At 75.4% G+C, this 17,478-nt stretch carries 16 protein-coding genes; 3 read left to right on the top strand and 13 right to left on the bottom strand.

Annotated features, from left to right (window positions below; genetic code table 11):
* The first annotated feature begins 8 nt into the window (after positions 1 to 8).
* Positions 9 to 350, top strand: a complete 342-nt coding sequence (locus BJ976_RS04980) for an RNA polymerase-binding protein RbpA (RefSeq protein ID WP_135027427.1) — start codon at positions 9 to 11, stop codon at positions 348 to 350.
* A 98-nt stretch (positions 351 to 448) separates the two neighbouring features.
* On the opposite strand, the gene BJ976_RS04985 is transcribed toward BJ976_RS04980, so the two are convergent.
* The 10 genes from BJ976_RS04985 to BJ976_RS05030 all read right to left on the bottom strand — a co-directional run bounded on the left by BJ976_RS04985 (position 449) and on the right by BJ976_RS05030 (position 11,916).
* Positions 449 to 1,183, bottom strand: coding sequence for a polyprenol monophosphomannose synthase (locus BJ976_RS04985; RefSeq protein WP_135027430.1), 735 nt, complete (start codon positions 1,181 to 1,183; stop codon positions 449 to 451).
* A gap of 95 nt (positions 1,184 to 1,278) precedes the next feature.
* Positions 1,279 to 2,346 carry a hypothetical protein gene (locus BJ976_RS04990; RefSeq protein WP_135027432.1) on the bottom strand — a complete coding sequence of 356 codons (1,068 nt, stop codon included), beginning with the start codon at positions 2,344 to 2,346 and terminating at the stop codon, positions 1,279 to 1,281.
* A gap of 25 nt (positions 2,347 to 2,371) precedes the next feature.
* Positions 2,372 to 5,395 (bottom strand): DEAD/DEAH box helicase, encoded by a 3,024-nt coding sequence (locus BJ976_RS04995; protein ID WP_135027434.1) that lies wholly within the window; start codon positions 5,393 to 5,395, stop codon positions 2,372 to 2,374.
* A 109-nt stretch (positions 5,396 to 5,504) separates the two neighbouring features.
* Positions 5,505 to 6,362, bottom strand: a complete 858-nt coding sequence (gene tatC / locus BJ976_RS05000; protein WP_135027436.1) for a twin-arginine translocase subunit TatC — start codon at positions 6,360 to 6,362, stop codon at positions 5,505 to 5,507.
* A gap of 19 nt (positions 6,363 to 6,381) precedes the next feature.
* A complete protein-coding gene (gene tatA / locus BJ976_RS05005) occupies positions 6,382 to 6,645 on the bottom strand; it encodes a Sec-independent protein translocase subunit TatA (RefSeq protein WP_135027438.1) in 264 nt (87 codons plus the stop codon).
* A gap of 30 nt (positions 6,646 to 6,675) precedes the next feature.
* Positions 6,676 to 8,775 carry a helix-turn-helix transcriptional regulator gene (locus BJ976_RS05010; protein WP_135027440.1) on the bottom strand — a complete coding sequence of 700 codons (2,100 nt, stop codon included), beginning with the start codon at positions 8,773 to 8,775 and terminating at the stop codon, positions 6,676 to 6,678.
* Positions 8,776 to 8,788: 13 nt separating this feature from the next.
* Positions 8,789 to 9,184, bottom strand: a complete 396-nt coding sequence (locus tag BJ976_RS05015; RefSeq protein WP_135027441.1) for an FKBP-type peptidyl-prolyl cis-trans isomerase — start codon at positions 9,182 to 9,184, stop codon at positions 8,789 to 8,791.
* A gap of 31 nt (positions 9,185 to 9,215) precedes the next feature.
* The gene (locus tag BJ976_RS05020; protein WP_135027443.1) at positions 9,216 to 10,307 is read right to left on the bottom strand and encodes an FKBP-type peptidyl-prolyl cis-trans isomerase; all 1,092 of its coding nucleotides are present in this window, start codon (positions 10,305 to 10,307) and stop codon (positions 9,216 to 9,218) included.
* Between the two features lie 35 nt (positions 10,308 to 10,342).
* The gene (gene pafA / locus BJ976_RS05025) at positions 10,343 to 11,707 is read right to left on the bottom strand and encodes a Pup--protein ligase (protein WP_135028470.1); all 1,365 of its coding nucleotides are present in this window, start codon (positions 11,705 to 11,707) and stop codon (positions 10,343 to 10,345) included.
* A gap of 20 nt (positions 11,708 to 11,727) precedes the next feature.
* The gene (locus BJ976_RS05030) at positions 11,728 to 11,916 is read right to left on the bottom strand and encodes a ubiquitin-like protein Pup (RefSeq protein WP_135027445.1); all 189 of its coding nucleotides are present in this window, start codon (positions 11,914 to 11,916) and stop codon (positions 11,728 to 11,730) included.
* A 92-nt stretch (positions 11,917 to 12,008) separates the two neighbouring features.
* Between BJ976_RS05030 and BJ976_RS05035 the strand changes: the two genes are divergently transcribed.
* Positions 12,009 to 12,488 (top strand): pyrimidine dimer DNA glycosylase/endonuclease V, encoded by a 480-nt coding sequence (locus BJ976_RS05035; protein WP_135027447.1) that lies wholly within the window; start codon positions 12,009 to 12,011, stop codon positions 12,486 to 12,488.
* A gap of 38 nt (positions 12,489 to 12,526) precedes the next feature.
* Positions 12,527 to 13,120 carry a cyclodeaminase/cyclohydrolase family protein gene (locus BJ976_RS05040; protein ID WP_135027449.1) on the top strand — a complete coding sequence of 198 codons (594 nt, stop codon included), beginning with the start codon at positions 12,527 to 12,529 and terminating at the stop codon, positions 13,118 to 13,120.
* Between the two features lie 15 nt (positions 13,121 to 13,135).
* On the opposite strand, the gene BJ976_RS05045 is transcribed toward BJ976_RS05040, so the two are convergent.
* The 3 genes from BJ976_RS05045 to arc all read right to left on the bottom strand — a co-directional run bounded on the left by BJ976_RS05045 (position 13,136) and on the right by arc (position 17,473).
* Positions 13,136 to 13,879: an MBL fold metallo-hydrolase gene (locus BJ976_RS05045; protein ID WP_135027451.1), complete on the bottom strand. Its 744-nt coding sequence runs from the start codon at positions 13,877 to 13,879 to the stop codon at positions 13,136 to 13,138.
* Between the two features lie 103 nt (positions 13,880 to 13,982).
* Positions 13,983 to 15,713 (bottom strand): depupylase/deamidase Dop, encoded by a 1,731-nt coding sequence (gene dop, locus BJ976_RS05050; protein ID WP_135027453.1) that lies wholly within the window; start codon positions 15,711 to 15,713, stop codon positions 13,983 to 13,985.
* Positions 15,710 to 17,473 (bottom strand): proteasome ATPase, encoded by a 1,764-nt coding sequence (gene arc, locus BJ976_RS05055; RefSeq protein ID WP_135027455.1) that lies wholly within the window; start codon positions 17,471 to 17,473, stop codon positions 15,710 to 15,712. The genes dop and arc overlap by 4 nt, the downstream gene beginning before the upstream one ends.
* Positions 17,474 to 17,478 lie beyond the last annotated feature (5 nt).

Here is a 17,478-nt window from a genome sequence, read left to right on the forward strand (position 1 = left end):
GAGGTCAGATGAGCGATCGCAGCCTGCGCGGCATGCGCCTGGGGGCGCAGTCCCTGGAGTCCGAGGCCGGCGTCGAGCCGGCGCCCCGCCAGCGGGTCGAGTACCGCACAGAGGACGGCGAGCAGGTGTTCGTGACCTTCGCCGTCGAGGCGGACGTCCCGGCGACGTGGACCTCGAAGACCGGCAAGGAGGCCCTCCGCGTGGACGGCGAGAAGCCGGAGCAGAGCGAGGGCAAGCCGGTCCGCACCCACTGGGACATGCTGCTCGAGCGCCGCTCCATGGAGGACCTCGAGGAGACCTTCCAGGTCCAGCTCACGAAGCTGCGCGCCACGCGCGGCGAGGACGACTGACCGCCCCGGGTCGACCGGCGGAGGTCTCCGCCCGGCCCGCACGACGACGGGGCCCGACCTGCCAGGTCGGGCCCCGTCGTCGTGCGGGCCGGGCCCGGTCAGCGGCGGCCGGAGCGGCCCGTGAGGGTCTCCCAGCGGGCCTGGGCCCCCCACTTGGTCACGTTGACCACGGCCTCACCGATGATGCCGCCGCTCATCTTGGACTCCCCCAGCTCACGCTCCACGAACGTGATGGGCACCTCCACGATGCGCAGGCCCAGCCGGGCCACCCGGAAGGTCATGTCCACCTGGAAGCCGTAGCCTTTGGACTGGACCGCGTCCAGGTCGATCTTCCGCAGGGTGTCCGCCCGGTAGGCGCGGTAGCCGGCCGTGACGTCCGTCAGCTTCAGGCCGAGCATGATGCGCGGGTACAGGGAGCCGGCGGCGGAGATGAGCTTGCGGGAGGCGGGCCAGTTGACCATCTTGCCGCCCGGGACGCGGCGGGAGCCGATCACCAGGTCCGCGGTGCGCACGGCCTCCAGCAGGCGCGGCAGCTGCTCCGGCTGGTGCGAGCCGTCCGCGTCCATCTCCACGAGGACGTCGTAGCCCCGCTCCAGCCCCCAGCGGAAGCCGGCGATGTAGGCCCCGCCCAGGCCGTTCTTCTCGGAGCGGTGCAGCACGTGCACGTTCGCATCCTGTGCCGCGCGCTCATCCGCCCAGGCACCGGTGCCGTCCGGGGAGGCGTCGTCCACCACGAGCACGTCCGAGTCCGGCACCGCGTCGCGGAGCCGGCCGAGGGTGATCGGCAGTGACTCGATCTCGTTGTAGGTGGGGATGATGGTGAGCACGTGCATGCGGTGGTCTCGCCTTCCGAGGTCGGGGAGGCCCACAGCACGACGCGGGGCCCAGGAATCCGTTCGAGTATAGGAACTCCGGCGGAGCGCCGCGCTCAGCCCGCCAGCGCCGTCCCGTCCACCCATGTGCCGGCCCACGTGGGCAGCGGCGTCTGGTCGTCCAGGGCGGGCAGCAGCGGCGTGCCGGCGCGGGTGTCCGTGCTCCACGCGGCCACGCGCCCGTCCGGGGACTGCACCGCCACGGCGTCCGTGCGCCACACGGCGAAGGTGGCCGGGCTGGACACGGCGAGGCGCGGGGCGGCCTGCACGGCGGCGGCGGGCACGTCCGGCAGGGCGCGCAGCGGGGTGCGCGTGGCCGCGGTGAACGCCGAGCGGGCGGAGATCCGCTCGGCCGCGTCAGGGTGGGACAGCGCGGCGCGGACGGCCGCCCACGGGCTCGCACCGCCGCGGGTGCTCAGGCACACCGGGACGGCGTCCGCCAGGAGGCTGCCCAGCGGCGCGCGCAGCACGCCGTCCGGGTCCGGGAGCACCGTCACGGCGACGGCGGCGGAGGCCAGGAACGCCCGGTCCTCCGCGGTGACCGGGCCGGTGAGCACGAGGCGGTGGCGGACGCGGCCCAGGGCGGCGAGGCCGAGCTCCTCGGCGGCCGCGCGCAGGGCCGCCAGGGCGTCCTGCTGGGCGGCGGCCCGGGCGTCCTCATCAGCGTCGACCGGGGGCACGAGGTACACCTGCTCCCCCACGCGCGTGGAGGCGACCACGAGGGCGGCGAGGGCCGGGCGCTCGGTCGCCCCCGCGGTGAGCCACACGCCGGCGGCCTCCGGGTCCACGGTCTCCGCGGCGCGGTACACCACGGCCTGCACGGCGGCGGGGCCGTCCGCCCGGGTGTCCGCGGCGGACCGGCCCGGCTCGGCCAGCACGGTGACCACGGCCGTGCCCCGCTCGACGGCGGCCCGCGCCTCGGCGGGGCGCGCGCACGGCTCCACGAAGGCGGGGGCGACCACGGCCCCCTCGAGGTCGACGCGCGGGACGCCGGCGTCCGCCACCCGGTCCGCCGAGGCGTCCTCCCCGAGCCAGGCGACGACCCCGTCCGCCACGAGCAGGGCGGTGGCGTAGGGGTCGGTGGCGGAATGGACGACGGCGCTGTGCAGGAGGGTGGTGGTCACCGCTCCACCCTAGCCGCCGCCGGGGTCACGCCTCGGGCTCGGCCGCCGCCCCGGGCAGGGAGGTGGCCACCACGCCGCGGGCCACGAGCCCGGCCGCGCGTCGGCAGCTCCGGGAGCGGTGGGCGTCCCCGGGCACCTGGGCGATCTGGTCCAGCACGTCGATCACCTGGCGCGCCCAGCGCACGAAGTCGCCGGCCGCCAGCTCGGCGCCCTGCAGGGTCTCCCGCAGGGTCCCCCCGCGCACCCAGCGGTGCACGGGTCCCACGAGCCCGAGGTCGGTGGACGGCGTGGGCTCGATCCGGGCGGCGGCCTCGTCCGCGCGCAGGCGCTCCTCGAGCTCCTCGACGGCCTCGGCCACCCGCTGGAGGCGGCCGTTGGGCATGGCCACGGGCAGCCCCTGGGACTCGCCCTTGCCCTGGTACACGAGCAGCGCGGCCACGCACGCCCAGTCCTCGGGGCCCAGGTGCGCGGTGGCGGGGTCGTGGAGCACGAGGGAGGTGAGCAGGTCCCGCTCCCCGTACACGCGGCGCAGGGTCTGACCCCGGTCCGAGAGCGCCTCGGCGGGCGCGTCCGGATCCGGACCCACGTACCCGTACCGGTTCAGCAGGTCCACCACGCGGTCGAACGTGCGGGCGATGGTGTTCGTCCGCCCGGCGATCCGCTCGCGGAGCAGCCCCACCTCCCGGCGCATCCCCCACCAGCGCTCGCCCCAGCGGGCGTGGTCCTCCCGGTCCGGGCACGCGTGGCACGGGTGCGCCTGCAGGCGGCGGCGCAGATCCTCCAGGCGCGGGGAGTCGGCCTCCTCGCGGAGGCGGAAGCCGGTCCCCCGCCGGGCGCCGCCGGTGGGCGGGCGGTGGGTGCGCACGGCCTCGCGCATCCGCGCGGCCACGTCCTTGCGCTGGGACGGGGTCTTGACCTGCACGGTCTGGCCCAGGTCCGCCCCGGCCACGGGCTCCACGGGGTCGGCCACGTCGTCCAGGGTGATGCGGCGCAGGTGCGCGGAGTCCGTCACGACCCCGACGCGCGGGTTCTGCGGATTGCCGGCGGGCATCACGACGACGGCCCGCCCGAGTCGCCGGCCGGCGTCGAGCTCGATCACGTCCCCCACGGCGAGGTCCGCGAGGGACTCCTTCACCGCCGCGATGTGGGCCCGACGACGGCCCTGCGAGCCGGACTTCTCCGCGCCGGCCACCTCCTTGCGCAGGGCGAGGTACTCGGCGAAGTCGCCGCGCTCGCAGGCCATGGCGGCCTCGTACTTCTCCAGGGTCCCCTGCTTGGAGCGCACCTCCCGGGCCAGGCCGACGACCGATCGGTCCGCCTGGAACTGCGCGAACGAGGACTCGAGGATGCCGCGGGCGCGCTCGGCGCCCACCTGGGCCAGCAGGTTCACGGACATGTTGTAGGTGGGCCGGAACGAGGACTTCAGCGGATAGGTGCGCCGCGAGGCCAGGCCGGCCACCGCAGCGGGGTCCAGGCCGGGGCGCCACATGACCACGGCGTGGCCCTCGACGTCGATCCCGCGGCGGCCGGCGCGGCCCGTCAGCTGGGTGTACTCCCCCGGGGTGACGTCCACGTGGGACTCCCCGTTGAACTTGACGAGCTTTTCCAGCACCACCGAGCGGGCCGGCATGTTCACCCCCAGGGCGAGGGTCTCGGTGGCGAACACGGTCTTGAGCACGCCGGCGGCGAAGAGGTCCTCCACGGCCTCCTTGAACGGCGGCAGCATCCCGGCGTGGTGGGCGGCGAAGCCCCGGGACAGCCCGTCCCGCCACGCCCAGAACCCGAGCACGTCCAGGTCCTCGGCCGGCAGGAGGCGGGCCGCCTCGTCCACGCGCGCGGCGATCCGCGCCTTCTCGTGGGCGGTGGTGAGGTCCAGCCCGGCCCGCAGGCACTGCTCCACGGCGCCGTCGCAGCCGGCCCGCGAGAAGATGAACGTGATGCCCGGCAGCAGGCCCTCGCGGTCCAGGACGCGGATCATCTCCGGTCGGGAGGTCATCAGGCCCGGGCCGCGGCCGTCCCGGTGATCCCGGCCGCCGCCGGAGGTCCCGAGGGAGGCGCTGGTGCCGCGGTTCCGGTCCCAGCCGGAGGAGCGTCCCGCGTCGGGACGGGTGTCCCGGCTGCCGCGACCCCGGTCCCGACCCCCGGAACGCCCGCCACGGCCCTTCGCGCCGCCGCGGCCGCCCTCGTCGCGGCGTCCCCGGCCGGGCCGGCCCCAGTCGGGGCGCTGGCCGCCGCGCTCGGCCTCGCGCGCGAGGCGTTCCAGCTCGGGGTTCAGCAGCGGCGTGCCGTCGGCGTCGGCGGTGTCCTCGAAGGCGACGTCCTCCGCGAACAGGTCGTAGAGGCGGCCGCCCGCCATGACGTGCTGCCACAGCGGCACGGGGCGGTGCTCGGAGACCACCACGGTCGTCGCCCCGCGCACGGTGTCCAGCCACGAGCCGAACTCCTCGGCGTTGGACACGGTGGCGGAGAGGGAGATCAGCTGCACATGCTCGGGCAGGTGGATGATGACCTCCTCCCACACCGGGCCGCGGAACCGATCGGCGAGATAGTGCACCTCGTCCATCACCACGTAGCCCAGATCCGTGAGGGCCTCGGAGTCCGCGTAGAGCATGTTGCGCAGGACCTCGGTGGTCATCACCACCACGGGCGCGTCCGCGTTCACGGACGTGTCGCCGGTCAGCAGTCCGACGTTCTCCGCGCCGTGCACGCGCCTCAGGTCCAGGAACTTCTGGTTCGAGAGCGCCTTGATGGGCGTGGTGTAGAACGCCTTCCGGCCGCGGGCGAGGGCCAGGTGCACGGCGAACTCCCCCACCACGGTCTTGCCCGCACCGGTGGGCGCCGCCACGAGTACGCCGTGGCCGTCCTCGACCTCCCGGCAGGCCTCGCGTTGGAAGTCGTCCAGCGGGAAGTCCAGCCGGGCGGCGAACGCGGACAGCTCGGAGCCGGCGTGGTGGCGCTCGCGGCGGGCCCGCGCGTAGCGCTCGGCGGGGCTCAGGCGCGGCTCCTCGGGCGGGCCGGCGGGGGTGTCGGTCGAGGGATGGGGGGCCATGGGCCCAGCGTACGGGCGCGCCGGACGCGACAGGGCCCGGACGCACCGCGCCCCGCTCCGGGCGAACGGGGCGGGGCGCGGGTGGCGTCGTCGGTGGGGCGGTGCGGCGTCAGATCTCGTTCAGGGGGCGGGGGCCGGCGGCGATCTCCGCCTCGAGGTCCACCGCGTGCTTCGCGGCCGTGCGGGCGCGCCGACGGTCGTTGACCCAGCACAGCAGGATCGCGAGGCCGAACAGCAGGAACAGCGGCGCCGCGAGGTAGAACATGGTGATCGCGTCGCCGCCGGGAGCGGCCAGGGCGGCGATGAGGGCGATGACGAACACGGTGATGCGCCAGTGCTTGAGGATCGTCGCGGCCGGCAGCACGCCCAGCATGTTGAGGCCCACCAGCACCACCGGAAGCAGCATGGCCACGCCGAAGGCGAGGAAGAGCCGCAGGAGGAAGTCGATGTAGGTCTGCGCGTCGGGGAAGTTCGCGAAGCCGTCCGGGGTGAAGCCGATGAAGAACAGGACCGCCTGCGGCATGACGAGCCAGCCCAGGGCGACGCCCAGCAGGAACAGGGGCACGGCGGCGGCGAGGAAGGCGACGGCGTACTTCTTCTCCGTGCGCTTCAGGCCGGGGGCGACGAACGCCCACGCCTGGTACAGCCAGATCGGGCTGGAGACGACCACACCGATGAACAGCGCCACCTTGAGCATCATGTCGAAGGGCGACGCGATCGTGGTGAAGGACACCGCCGCCAGGGCGCCGGCGTCGGCGGCCTCCTTGACGGGCCGCGTCAGGGCGGCCATGAGCGGCTGGTACAGGAAGAACCCCCCGACCGCCCCGAGGGCGACGGCGAGGAGGGACTTGACGATGCGGTTGCGCAGCTCCGCGAGGTGCTCGCGCAGCGGCATCTCGCCGTTCGGGTTCTTGGCCCGTCGGCTGCCGCGCCGCCGCCGGCGCGCCGTCTCCTCCACCGTGGTCATGGGGTCGGTCTCCCGGGCGTCAGCGGACGTCGCGGTCGTCGCGGTCGACGACGCGGCCCTCCACCGGCTCGACCGGCTCAGCGGGGTGGGAGCCGGCACCCGAGGTGTCGACGTCGGCCTTGCGCTCCTTGTCCTCGGTGCGCATCTGCTTCACCTCCGAGGAGAAGATGCGCATGGACTGGCCGAGGTTGCGGGCCATGGAGGGGAGCTTCGGGGCCGCGAAGAGCAGCACCACGAGCACGATGATGATGACGAGCTGCCATCCGTTCAGTCCAGCGAACATGGGTGGTCCTTTCGACGGGGGTCCTGCGGTCTAGGCTACCGCGCCGCGGGCACGCCGGGCGGCCCCCTCGAGGCGCGCCGCGACGGCGTCGCGGAGGTCCACGGGCTCGACCACCTCGACGCGTCCGCCGTGACGGGCGGCCAGGGCGACGGCAGCCTCCTCGTCCAGCAGCGTCAGCCGGGTCAGGGCGGTGCCGTCCTCCAGCGTGGCGGCCGCCGTGGGGCGGTAGGCCTCGGCGGCGTCGCGGACGGCGTGGTCCCAGCGCACCAGCGCGGAGACCCCCTCCCCCTCGGGATGCAGTCGCCAGCGGCCGGGGCGTGCGCGAGGCCGGAACGTCTCCCCCGTGCGCTGGACCGCGCCCACCCGGTCCGCGCGGAAGACGCGCAGCCCCTCGGCGCGGCGGCACCAGGCCTGCAGGTACAGGCGGGTGCGCTCCTGCACCACGGCGAGCGGCTCCACGTCCCGATCCGTCACCTCGTCCGTGCGTACCCCGTGGTACTGCACACGCAGCACGGCGCGCTCGGCGATGGCCGCGAGCAGCGTCCGCACGGTCTCCGGGTCCACGGCCACGTCCCAGTGGGCGACGACGGCGCCCTCGTCCGCGATCGATGCGCCGTCCCCGACCGAGGCCGCGGGGGCGTCGTCGGCCACGTCCTGGCCGGCGTCCGCGAGGGAGGCCCGGATCCGGCGCTGAGCGGAGCGGGCGGCGTCGCGGTCGGCGTCGGTCAGGACGGTCATCTCGGCCACCGTCTGCAGGGTGGCCACCAGGGTGTGGGCCTCCGGCAGGGTCAGCCGCACGGGGCCGGCGAGCTCCGCGGCCTGGTGGACGTACACCCGCCCGTCGGCCTCGTCCACGTCGAACTGGAACCCGGGGAACTCGCGCTCGGGCATGCCGCAGTAGCGCAGCACCTCCAGGTCCCGGCCCAGGTCCGCCTCGGACACGCCGAGCCGGTCCCGCAGCTCCGCGCGGTCGATGCCCTCGGAGCGGTTGGCCAGGCCCACGATGTCCAGGAGGCGGCCCACGAGGTCCTCGCTCGAGGTGCGCACGCGGCGCCGGACCGGCGCGCTCAGGCGGACGTCGGCGCACCCGGGGTCGGCGGGCCCGGCGTGCAGCTCCGCGGCGGCGGTGAGGGCCGCGGCCAGGCGGCGGGCCGGCTCGGGCTCCGAGGCGGGGAAGAGCACGTGCCCGGCGGCCGTGGCGGCCTCGGCCACCACGCCGTCCTCGGTGCGGCCGGTGGCGGCCTCCCACAGCTCCCAGCCCTCGCCGGGGGCGGATCCGTCGGCCGGGCGGGGATCCACCGGGCGGCCAGCCACCCGGAACCCCTGACCGCGTCCGGGGGCCAGCCACACGCGGACGGTCTCGGCCTCGGCGCGTCCGGCCAGGCGGGCGCGCAGGGCGGCGTGGTCCAGGTCCGCAGGGCGTCGGGGGGCGCGGCGGGCCGCCGCGGAGGGGGCCTGCTCGAGGACCACGGGGGCGGACTCGAGGCGGGAGAGCCGGAACGAGCGCTCGGCCTCCCGGTCCACGTCCCACCCGGTGAGGTACCACCGGCCGCGCACCAGGGTGAGCAGCCAGGCCCGCACGGTGCGCTCGGTCAGGGCGCCGGCGGCGTCCCGGTAGGCGAAGCGCACGAGGGCCTGCTCGGCGGCGGCCTCCGTCAGCGCCTCGAGGCGGGGATCGGCCCGGGGCATCACCGTGTGATAGCCCTCGAGCTCATCCTGGCCCGAGAGCTCGCCGGGGTGCAGGAGCACCCCCACGGCGCGGACCACCTCGTCCCGCAGCGGCGAGTCCCCCCAGAGCCGGCGGGCGCGCACGAGGGCGCGGCGCTCGTCGAGGGTGAGGTCCAGGTCCTGCAGCAGGAGGGAGTCGCGGTCCACCCGGTAGCGGGGGCCGTCGTCGTCGTCCGCGTCCTCGCCGCCGACCACGGTGAGCGGGACCCCGACGGCGCGCAGCGCGCGGCGGTCCCGCTGGAAGAGCTTCTCGAACGCGCCGTCGCTCAGCCCCTCGTACCCCACGACGAGCCGCCGGATCTGCTCCCGGGCGTAGCCGCGCGGCTCGTGGAGCAGCAGCCACAGCAGGGAGATGATCCGTTCGGCGGGCTCGTCCGCGGAGCGGGGCCGGGCGACGGTCATGCCACGTGCCGGGTCAGTCGACCGAGACCAGGTCGCACACGAAGATCAGGGTCTCGTTCGGCCCGATCGCCGAGCCGGCGCCCTGCGCCCCGTAGCCCAGGTGCGGCGGGATCTCGAGGCGACGGCGGCCGCCCACCTTCATCCCGAGCAGGCCCTGGTCCCAGCCGGCGATGACCTGGCCGACGCCCACCGTCAGCGGCAGCGGGGTGCCGCGGTTCCACGAGGCGTCGAACTCCTCGCCGGTGGACCAGGCCACGCCCACGTAGTGGACCTGGACGCGGGAGCCGCGCTCCACGGCGGGGCCGGAGCCCTCGATCAGGTCCTCGACGACGAGCTCCTCGGGCGGGGTGTCGCCGGGGAAGTCGATCTCGGGCTTGGTGCGGTCGTAGTCGCGCTGTCCGAAGGACATGGTGTCTCCTCCTGGGGTCGGGGTGGGTGGGTCAGTTCTGGGGGGCCGGGGCCTGGGCGTCGAGGATGTCGACGACGAACAGCAGGTCCTCGTTCGGCCCGATGTCCGGCGGGGAGCCCTGCTCGCCGTAGGCCTGCTCGGAGGGGATCGAGATCAGCACGCGGGAACCGACCTTCTGGCCCTCCAGGCCCTTCGACCAGCCCTCGATCACGCCGGAGAGCGGGAACGTCGTCGGGGCGCCGCGCTCCCACGACGAGTCGAAGGTGGCCCCCTCGGACCACGTCACGCCCGTGTAATGCACGGTCACGGCGTCCTCCGCGGCGACCTCGCGGCCCTCACCTTGGATGAGGGGCTGGACGACGAGCGTCTCCGGGGCCTCGCCCTCGGGCGTCGCGATGACGGGGCGGCCGTCCTGGACGGTGACCTCGGGCAGGCGCTCGTCGCGCTCGGCGACCTCCTCGCCCTGGGCCTGCGAAGGCACCTGCCCGGCGACCGAGTAGACGAACAGCTGGGCCGGCACGCTGGTGGTCGACGCCGACGCGCCCGCCGAGGCCGACGGCGCGGCCGGGGCGGGCACCTCCTGGGACGGCACGTAGGCGGCGATCTGCCCGCCCACGCCCACGCCCGTGAGCAGCTCGTACATCTCCGGGTTCGCCTGCTTCAGCTGGTCGTCCAGGACGACGGTCTGCGGGTCCTGCGTGAACGACTCCGCCTGGACGTCGCCCGTGGCCGGATCCGCGGACAGGTAGTGCAGCTTCGCGATCGAGCCGCGCCCGAGCTTCTGCTCCTCGCCGGCGTCCAGGACACGGGTGGTCGGCTGGTCCGTCTCCACGCCGTCGCCCACGGCGACGCTCGGCGTGCCGTCCTCGGCCACGGTGACGGACACCCCGTCCAGGGCCGCGGGATCGCCCTGGCCGGCGCCCTCGGTCGCGGGCGAGGTGGAGGACTGCTCGGCCGCGGACGACGACGCCGACCCCTGGCCCTCCGAGGACGAGGCGCCCTCCTCGGACTCGCCCGCGCTGCACGCGGTGGCCAGCAGTAGGCCGGCCGCGCCGAGGGTCAGGGCGGTCAGGGGACGGCGACGGCGGCGCGGAGCCGCGACGGAGGGAACGATGGAGGTCATGGCGCCCACCCTACCGACGCTGTCCAGACACCGCCTCAGCCGACGCGCGCGAACAGGGCGTCCACGGCGTCGAGGGCGGTGTCGAACGGGTCCTTGAGACTGATCGTGTGCAGGGGATGGTCGACGAGCTTGAGCGTGGTCCAGTCCACCGCGTAGTCCATCCCGCGCTCGCGGGCCCGGGCGATGAACTCCGCCCGCACCGCCGCGCGCGTGGTGGTCGGGGCCGCGTCGACGGCGGCCGCGGCCGCGCCCTCCGGCAGGACCCGGCGCACGGCGCCGCGCTCCCGCAGCATCGCGAAGAGCCCCTGGCCGGGGGCGATGTCGTGGAAGGCCAGGTCCAGCTGCGCGATCCGGGGGGCCGACCAGTCGAGGCCGTCGCGCTCGCGGAACCGCTCGAGCAGGCGCAGCTTGACCGCCCAGTCGATCGTGTCCTCGATCGGGCCGAAGTCCTGCGACCGGACGGCGTCGAGCACGGTGCCCCACAGGTCCAGGACCTCGGCCACCCGCTCGTGGTGCGCGCCCTCGGCGTCGACGAACCGGTGCGCCGCCTCGAGGTAGTGGCTCTGCAGGTCCAGGGCGCTGGCCTCGCCCTCGCGCAGGGCGATCCGGGCGGTGCCCGTCAGGTCGTGCGAGACCTGCCGCACGGCCAGCGTCGGGTGGGTGACGCGGTGGTCGCCCAGCGGGAAGCCCGCCTCGATCATGCGCAGCATCAGGTCCGTGGCCCCGAAGCGCAGCAGGTGCGTGGGCTCGGAGAGGTTGGTGTCCCCCACGATCACGTGCAGGCGCCGGTACAGGGAGGCGTCCGCGTGCGGCTCGTCGCGGGTGTTGATGATGGGGCGGGACCGGGTGGTCGAGGAGGACACGCCCTCCTGGACGAAGTCGGCGCGCTGGGAGAACGCGAAGTGCGCTTCCCCCGTGCCCTCGGGCCATGTCCCCGCCGGCACCACGCGCCCGGCGCCGACCAGGATCTGCCGGGAGACCAGGAACGGCACGAGCGCCTCGGTGAGGCGGCGGTACTCCGTGCGGCGGCGCAGCAGGTAGTTCTCATGGGAGCCGTACGAGCTGCCGGAGGAGTCGGCGTTGTTGCGGTAGAGGTGCAGGGACCCGCCGATCCCGTCCGCGGCCAGGGCGGCCTCGGCCCGGCCGATCAGGTCCTGCAGGATCCGGTCGCCCGCGGCGTCCGAGGCGATGAGCTCGTCCAGGGTGGAGCACTCCGCCGTGGCGTACTCCGGGTGCGAGCCCACGTCCAGGTACAGGCGCGAGCCGTTGGAGACGAACACGTTGGACGAGCGACCCCACTCGAGCACGGGGCGGAAGAGGTAGCGCACCACCTCCTCGGCGCTCAGGGGCCGGGCGGCGGGATTCCAGTGCTGGACCCCGTACTCGGTCTCCAGGCCCATGATCCGCCGTGCCTCGGGGGTCACTGGCCGCCCTTCTGCACGAAGCCCTTGACGAACTCCTCGGCGTTGGTCTCCAGCACCGCGTCGATCTCGTCCAGGAGGCCGTCCAGGCCGGTGTCCTGGGTCTGGGCCTTGACCTGGGCCTGGCCTGGGGCGGGGGCGTCGTCGTCGCCGCCGGCGGGACGGGGGCGGATCTGCTCCTGGGACATGGTGCTCCTCCTGGGGTCGGGACGGGCCGGGCGGACCCGCTGCTCCCCTCGACCCTACGCCGAGGCGGTCCCCGGGATGCCAGGATGGGGCCATGCGACTGTGGACCCTGCACCCGAGACTCCTCGACCGACAGGGCCTCACCGGCGCGTGGCGGGAGGCGCTTCTGGCCCAGGCCGCCCTCGCGCGCCGCACGAAGGGCTATCGGAACCACCCCCAGCTCGAGCGGTTCCGGGACCACGGGGACCCGGCGGCGGCGATCGGCGCGTTCCTGTCCGGGATCGTCCTCGAGGCGACCGCCCGCGGGTACCGGTTCGACGTCTCCCGCATCGACCGGCCCCTGGACGCCGCGCCCGACGCCGACGGCGCCCCCGGCGAGCTGGTCCTGCCCTTCCGGCTGGCCCCGATCCCGGCGTCCACCGGCCAGCGGGACCACGAGTGGGCCCATCTGCGGGCCAAGCTCGCCGACCGCAGCCCGGAGTGGCTGGCGCGCTGGGAGCACGTGGCGGTCCCGGACCTGCACCCCCTCTTCGAGCTCGAGGACGGCCCCGTCGCCTCGTGGGAGCGAGTCTGACCCGGGCGGACGCTCGGGCCGCGTGCCAGGATGGGCGCATGATCCGACACGAGAGCATCGAGGGATACCTGCAGCGCCTGGCCTCGGGGGACCCGACGCCCGGCGGAGGCGCCACGGGGGCGCTCGCCGTGGCCGAGGGCGCCGGCCTGGTCTCCATGGCCGCCCGCTACTCGGACCGAGACGACGTGTCCCGGCGGTGCGGCGACCTCATCCGGGTCTGCCTCGCGGTGGCCGACGAGGACGAACGGGGTTTCGGGGCGGTCGCCGAGGCCTTCGGCCTGTCGCGGGGGTCCGATCAGGAGCGGGCGGACCGGTCGGCGGCCATCCAGGAGGCCCTGGCCGAGGCGGTCCGCCCGCCCGTGGCGATCGTCGACGCGGTCGAGCGCCTCCTCCGGGAGGCCGAGGAGGTCCTCGAGGACGGCAACCCGAACACCCTCTCCGACGTCGGCACGGCACTGGGATGCGCGCGCGCCGGCCTGACGGCCGCCGTCGTGACCCTCGAGACGAACCTGGCGCCGCTGAAGGACGACGAGCGCTCCGCGGACCTGCGGGAGCGCATCGGCCGCGCCGAGGAACTCGCCGGCCGCGTCGACGCCCTCGTGGGACGCGTGCGCGAGCTCATCACGGGCTGACCGGCCGGGCCGGGGTCAGTGGGCCCCCTCCTGTCGCGCCCGGCGGACGGCCTCGGCGGCCCCGCCGTGCCAGGGTCCGCCATGCCCGGGGAGCAGCGTCCCCGCCCCCGTGGCGGCGATCGCGTCGAGGGAGTCCAGGTCGGCGGCGGTGTCGGCCGTCGCCGCGGAGGCCACGATCTGCGGGCCGGTCCGCGCGGTGTACGGGTCGAGGGTGACCAGGGCGTCGGCCGTGATGACGGCGTCGCGGTCCGGGAGGTGCAGGACCACGTGGCCGGCCGTGTGGCCCGGGGTGTGGATCACCTCGGGCCGGCCGGGGACCTCCGCCACCCGACCGGCCTCCAGACCGCGGGTGTCCCCCACCCCGCGGACCGTCAGGGCACCCGCGGCCGCCATCCCGCCGAGCACGGGCAGGGACCGCGGGTGGGTGAGCGGGTACAGGAGACGGTTGCGCTCCGGGCGGTAGCGGTAGGGGTGCCGGGCCAGCCGGCGGTCCCCCGGATGGACGTGGACGGGCACCCCCCATTCGCGGTGCGCGCGCCGGGCGAACCCGACGTGGTCGAAGTGCCCGTGGGTCAGCAGGAGGGCGGCGATCTCCTGGGGCCGTCGGCCGATCTGCTCGAGGGCCTCGCCCAGCATCGGCCACATGCTCGGCAGGCCGGCGTCCACGAGCGTGAGGCCGTCCTCGTCCTCGACGAGGTAGACGTTCACATGGGCGTGGGTGAGCAGGTGGACGCCGTCGGCGACGCGCGGGATGAACATGGGACTGCCTCTCTGACCTGGGATCCTCCGATCCACGGTCGCCTCCCCGGACGCCGGGGTCAACGTCCGCGGCCCCCCTGGGCCGGCCGACGGGCCCGCGCGGTCAGTCCCGGCGCAGCAACGGCACGAGGGTGGCGGCGAGCTCCCGTGCCGAGGGGCCCTCGCCGGCCCCGTCCCACCAGCCGGGCAGGTCCTCCGCCGCGCCCACGAGGGGCTCGGCGAGGTGCAGCCGGTGGATGCGGGCGTCCTCTCCCCCGGCGCGCAGGAGTACGGACTCCCACGCGGCGCCGGCCACGAGGTCCCCGTGGCGACGGACGAGGTTGCCGCGCGTCCACGCCCGGGTGCTCGCCGGCGGGGTCCTGACGGCGGCCGCGACCTCCTCCTCCGAGGCGAGCACACGCAGGGCGCCGGCGGCCACGAGGCGGGCGTGCAGGGACTTCGCCGGGCGCAGGTCCGCGTACTGCAGGTCCACCATCGCCAGGCGCGGGTCGTCCCAGGACAGCCCGCCCCGGGCGCGCAGACCCTCGAGGACACGCAGCTTCGCGGCCCAGTCGGCCCGGTCCGCCAGGGACAGCGGATCCTCGGCGGCGTCGGCCAGGTCCTGACCCCACGCCGCGAGCACGTCCGCGGTCTCGGTGTCGGTGACGCCGAAGCGCGCGCAGTGCTCCGCCGCGGCGCGATGGTAGGCGCCCAGGATCTCGAGCCCGGACATCTCCGTCCGGCGCGTGCCGTCGTCGTCGGTCGCCCATACGGGGACGCGCACCCGGAGCGTGGAATCGTGGCTGATGGCCTGGAGCGCGGCCACGGGGTCGGCCAGGCGCAGTCGCGGAGCGGTGCCCGCCTCCGCCAGCGCCAGGACGAGCGACGTCATCCCCAGGCGCAGCCACGTGGCGTGCTGGCTCAGGGTGGCGTCGCCGATGATCACGTGCAGGCGCCGGTAGGCGTGCGCGCTGGCGTGCGGCTCGTCGCGGGTGTTCACGATCGGCCGGCGGACGGTGGTCTCCAGGCCCACCTGCTCCTCGAAGAAGTCCGCGCGCTGGGAGAGCTGGAACCCGGCCCGCTTCCCCTCGGGGCCCAGGCCCACGCGCCCGGCGCCCACGAGCACCTGCCGGGCCGCGAAGAACGGCAGCAGCACCGCGGTCAGCTCCTCGAAGTCGAGGGCGCGCGCCACGAGGTAGTTCTCGTGGGTGCCGTACGAGCGGCCCTTGCCGTCCGTGTTGTTCTTGTACACCAGCACCTCGGGGGCGCCCTCGGCGGCGCCGATGTGCTCGGCGGCGGCCTGGGCGACCCGGTCCCCCGCCGCGTCCCACACCATGGCCTCGCGCGGGGAGGCGGTCTCCGGCGAGGAGTACTCCGGGTGGGCGTGGTCCACGTACCAGCGCGCTCCGTTGGGCAGCACGGTGGACAGCAGCAGGTGGACCGGCTCGCCGTCCGGGCCCACGAGGGCCTGGTCCGTGAGCTGCGAGGGGTGGGCCGCCGAGCGGGGCATGCGCCAACCGCGGGCGTCCACGAGCGGGGACTCCCCCGCGTAGTCCCACTCCGTGCCCGCCACGGCGCCGCCGCCGTGGGTCACCAGGTCCGCGTACGCGTTGACCAGCTCCACCGAGAGCACGCTGTGGTGCGCCCCCGGGTTGGCGGGCGCGTGGATCCCGAACTCGGTCTCGGTGCCCATGACGCGGTGCACGCCCCAGCCGGCGGCGTCCCGGCCGAGCGGAGGGGCGGTCACCTCCGGTGGGAACAGCCGGCGCTGGCCGTCGAAGGCGGGGGTGCCGGCCGGCGTCGTGCCGGAGGGGGCGGCGCCGATCCCGCCGGGCAGGCGTCCCGGGGCGCTCATGCGCCGGCCCCGGCCGCCGAGCCGGGCAGCATCCGCAGGCCCGCCAGGCGGGGGCCGCGCCAGCCCGAGGTGCGGGCCCACTCCCCCGGCGCCACCGTGGCCAGCAGGTCCGCCTGGTCGGCCAGCACCGCGTCCACCGCGTCCAGCAGATGGTTCTGCCGCAGGCCGCGGGCGTCGTCGGCCAGGTCCGCGGCCAGCAGGTCGCGCACGGCGGAGCGCTTGGCGCGGTCCACCACGTCCGCCACGACGGCGCCCGAGACCAGGTCCGCCAGGTGCAGCGTGTGCGCCGCGCCCGTGACGTCCGTGAGCTCGGCCAGCGCCGTGCGGGGCGAGCGCTCGTACAGCGCCGTCACGGCCGCGGCGATCAGGTCCTCGCGGGCCTGCTCGGCGTCCCCGGCGGCGGCCACCTCGTCCGCGTGCAGGGGGACGTCGTCCGTGAGGTGGCGCGCCATGATGTCCACCGCGCCCCGCGCGTCCGGGCGGTCCACCCGGATCTTCACGTCCAGGCGGCCCGGGCGCAGCACGGCCGGGTCGATCATGTCCTCGCGGTTGGACGCGCCGATCACGATGACGTTGTCGAGGGACTCGACGCCGTCGATCTCGGCCAGCAGCTGCGGGACGATCGTGGTCTCCACGTCCGAGGACACCCCCGAGCCGCGCGTGCGGAACAGGGACTCCATCTCGTCGAAGAACACCACCACGGGGAAACCGGCGGCGGCGCGCTCGCGGGCGCGGTCGAAGATGATCCGGATCTGCCGCTCGGTCTCGCCCACGTACTTGTTCAGCAGCTCGGGCCCCTTGATGTTGAGGAAGAAGGACCGGGAGCCGTCCGCGGAGCGCGCGGACAGGGCGTTGGCCACGGCCTTGGCGAGCATGGTCTTGCCGGTGCCGGGCGGGCCGTAGAGCATGATGCCCTTCGGCGCGCGCAGTCCGTGCTCGCGGTACACCTCGGGGTGCAGGAAGGGGATCTCCACGGCCTCGCGGATGCGCTCGATCTGCGGGCCGAGGCCGCCGATGTCCTCGAACGTCACGTCCGGGACCTCCTCGAGGAGGACGTCGTCCACCTCGGAGAGCTCCACACGGCGCAGCGCCCACTCGATCCGCGGGTCCACCGTGACGGCGTCCCCATGGCGCAGCGGCACGTCCTCGAGGGCGGGGGCCCGGCGCACCAGGCGCTCCTCGTCCGCGCTGCCGGCGAGCACGAGGTCGCCGGTGGCGAGGACCTCCTTCACGCGCAGCAGCTGTCCCGCGGGGCTGGCGTCCGCGACCCCGACGACGGTGCTCGACTCGTCCAGCAGGACCTCGGCGCCGGGGGTCAGACGCGCGGGGTCGAGCAGCGGGGACACGCCCACCCGGAGGCGCCGGCCGTTCTGGACCACGTCCGCGCCGCCGCGCACGACGGCACCCGTCTCCACGCCCTCCGCGGGCTCGCGCGGGACGAGCACCGCCTCGAGGCGGGCGAACGTGAAGGGCGGCTTCGTGGTGGCGTCGAGGGCGTCCTTGAGGGTGGTGATCTCGCCGCGGGTCGCCTCGAGCAGCTCCACCATGCGGCGGTTGTTGCGGGCGGCCGTGTCCAGCTGGGCCTTCGCCTCGCGGCGGCGCTCGGAGAGCTGCGCGCCGTGGCGCTGGGCGGCGTCGAGCTGGTGCTGCAGGCGCTCGGCCCGGGCCTGCTCCTGACGCAGCAGCTCGCGGGCCTCCTCGAGGCGGCGCCGCAGGGCGGACTCGTCCTGGCCGGCGGGGCCGGCGGGGTGCTCGGTCATGCTGC

The organism is Micrococcus flavus (assembly GCF_014204815.1).
Classification (GTDB): Bacteria; Actinomycetota; Actinomycetes; order Actinomycetales; family Micrococcaceae; genus Micrococcus; species Micrococcus flavus.

Bases quoted from the DNA above. Each gene is read 5' to 3' on its own strand.
- BJ976_RS04980 (WP_135027427.1), top strand. From the start codon at position 9: ATGAGCGATCGCAGCCTGCGCGGCATGCGCCTGGGGGCGCAGTCCCTG.
- BJ976_RS04985 (WP_135027430.1), bottom strand. From the start codon at position 1,183: ATGCACGTGCTCACCATCATCCCCACCTACAACGAGATCGAGTCACTG.
- BJ976_RS04995 (WP_135027434.1), bottom strand. From the start codon at position 5,395: ATGGCCCCCCATCCCTCGACCGACACCCCCGCCGGCCCGCCCGAGGAG.
- tatC (WP_135027436.1), bottom strand. From the start codon at position 6,362: ATGACCACGGTGGAGGAGACGGCGCGCCGGCGGCGGCGCGGCAGCCGA.
- tatA (WP_135027438.1), bottom strand. From the start codon at position 6,645: ATGTTCGCTGGACTGAACGGATGGCAGCTCGTCATCATCATCGTGCTC.
- BJ976_RS05010 (WP_135027440.1), bottom strand. From the start codon at position 8,775: ATGACCGTCGCCCGGCCCCGCTCCGCGGACGAGCCCGCCGAACGGATC.
- BJ976_RS05015 (WP_135027441.1), bottom strand. From the start codon at position 9,184: ATGTCCTTCGGACAGCGCGACTACGACCGCACCAAGCCCGAGATCGAC.
- BJ976_RS05020 (WP_135027443.1), bottom strand. From the start codon at position 10,307: ATGACCTCCATCGTTCCCTCCGTCGCGGCTCCGCGCCGCCGTCGCCGT.
- pafA (WP_135028470.1), bottom strand. From the start codon at position 11,707: ATGGGCCTGGAGACCGAGTACGGGGTCCAGCACTGGAATCCCGCCGCC.
- BJ976_RS05030 (WP_135027445.1), bottom strand. From the start codon at position 11,916: ATGTCCCAGGAGCAGATCCGCCCCCGTCCCGCCGGCGGCGACGACGAC.
- BJ976_RS05035 (WP_135027447.1), top strand. From the start codon at position 12,009: ATGCGACTGTGGACCCTGCACCCGAGACTCCTCGACCGACAGGGCCTC.
- BJ976_RS05040 (WP_135027449.1), top strand. From the start codon at position 12,527: ATGATCCGACACGAGAGCATCGAGGGATACCTGCAGCGCCTGGCCTCG.
- BJ976_RS05045 (WP_135027451.1), bottom strand. From the start codon at position 13,879: ATGTTCATCCCGCGCGTCGCCGACGGCGTCCACCTGCTCACCCACGCC.
- dop (WP_135027453.1), bottom strand. From the start codon at position 15,713: ATGAGCGCCCCGGGACGCCTGCCCGGCGGGATCGGCGCCGCCCCCTCC.
- arc (WP_135027455.1), bottom strand. From the start codon at position 17,473: ATGACCGAGCACCCCGCCGGCCCCGCCGGCCAGGACGAGTCCGCCCTG.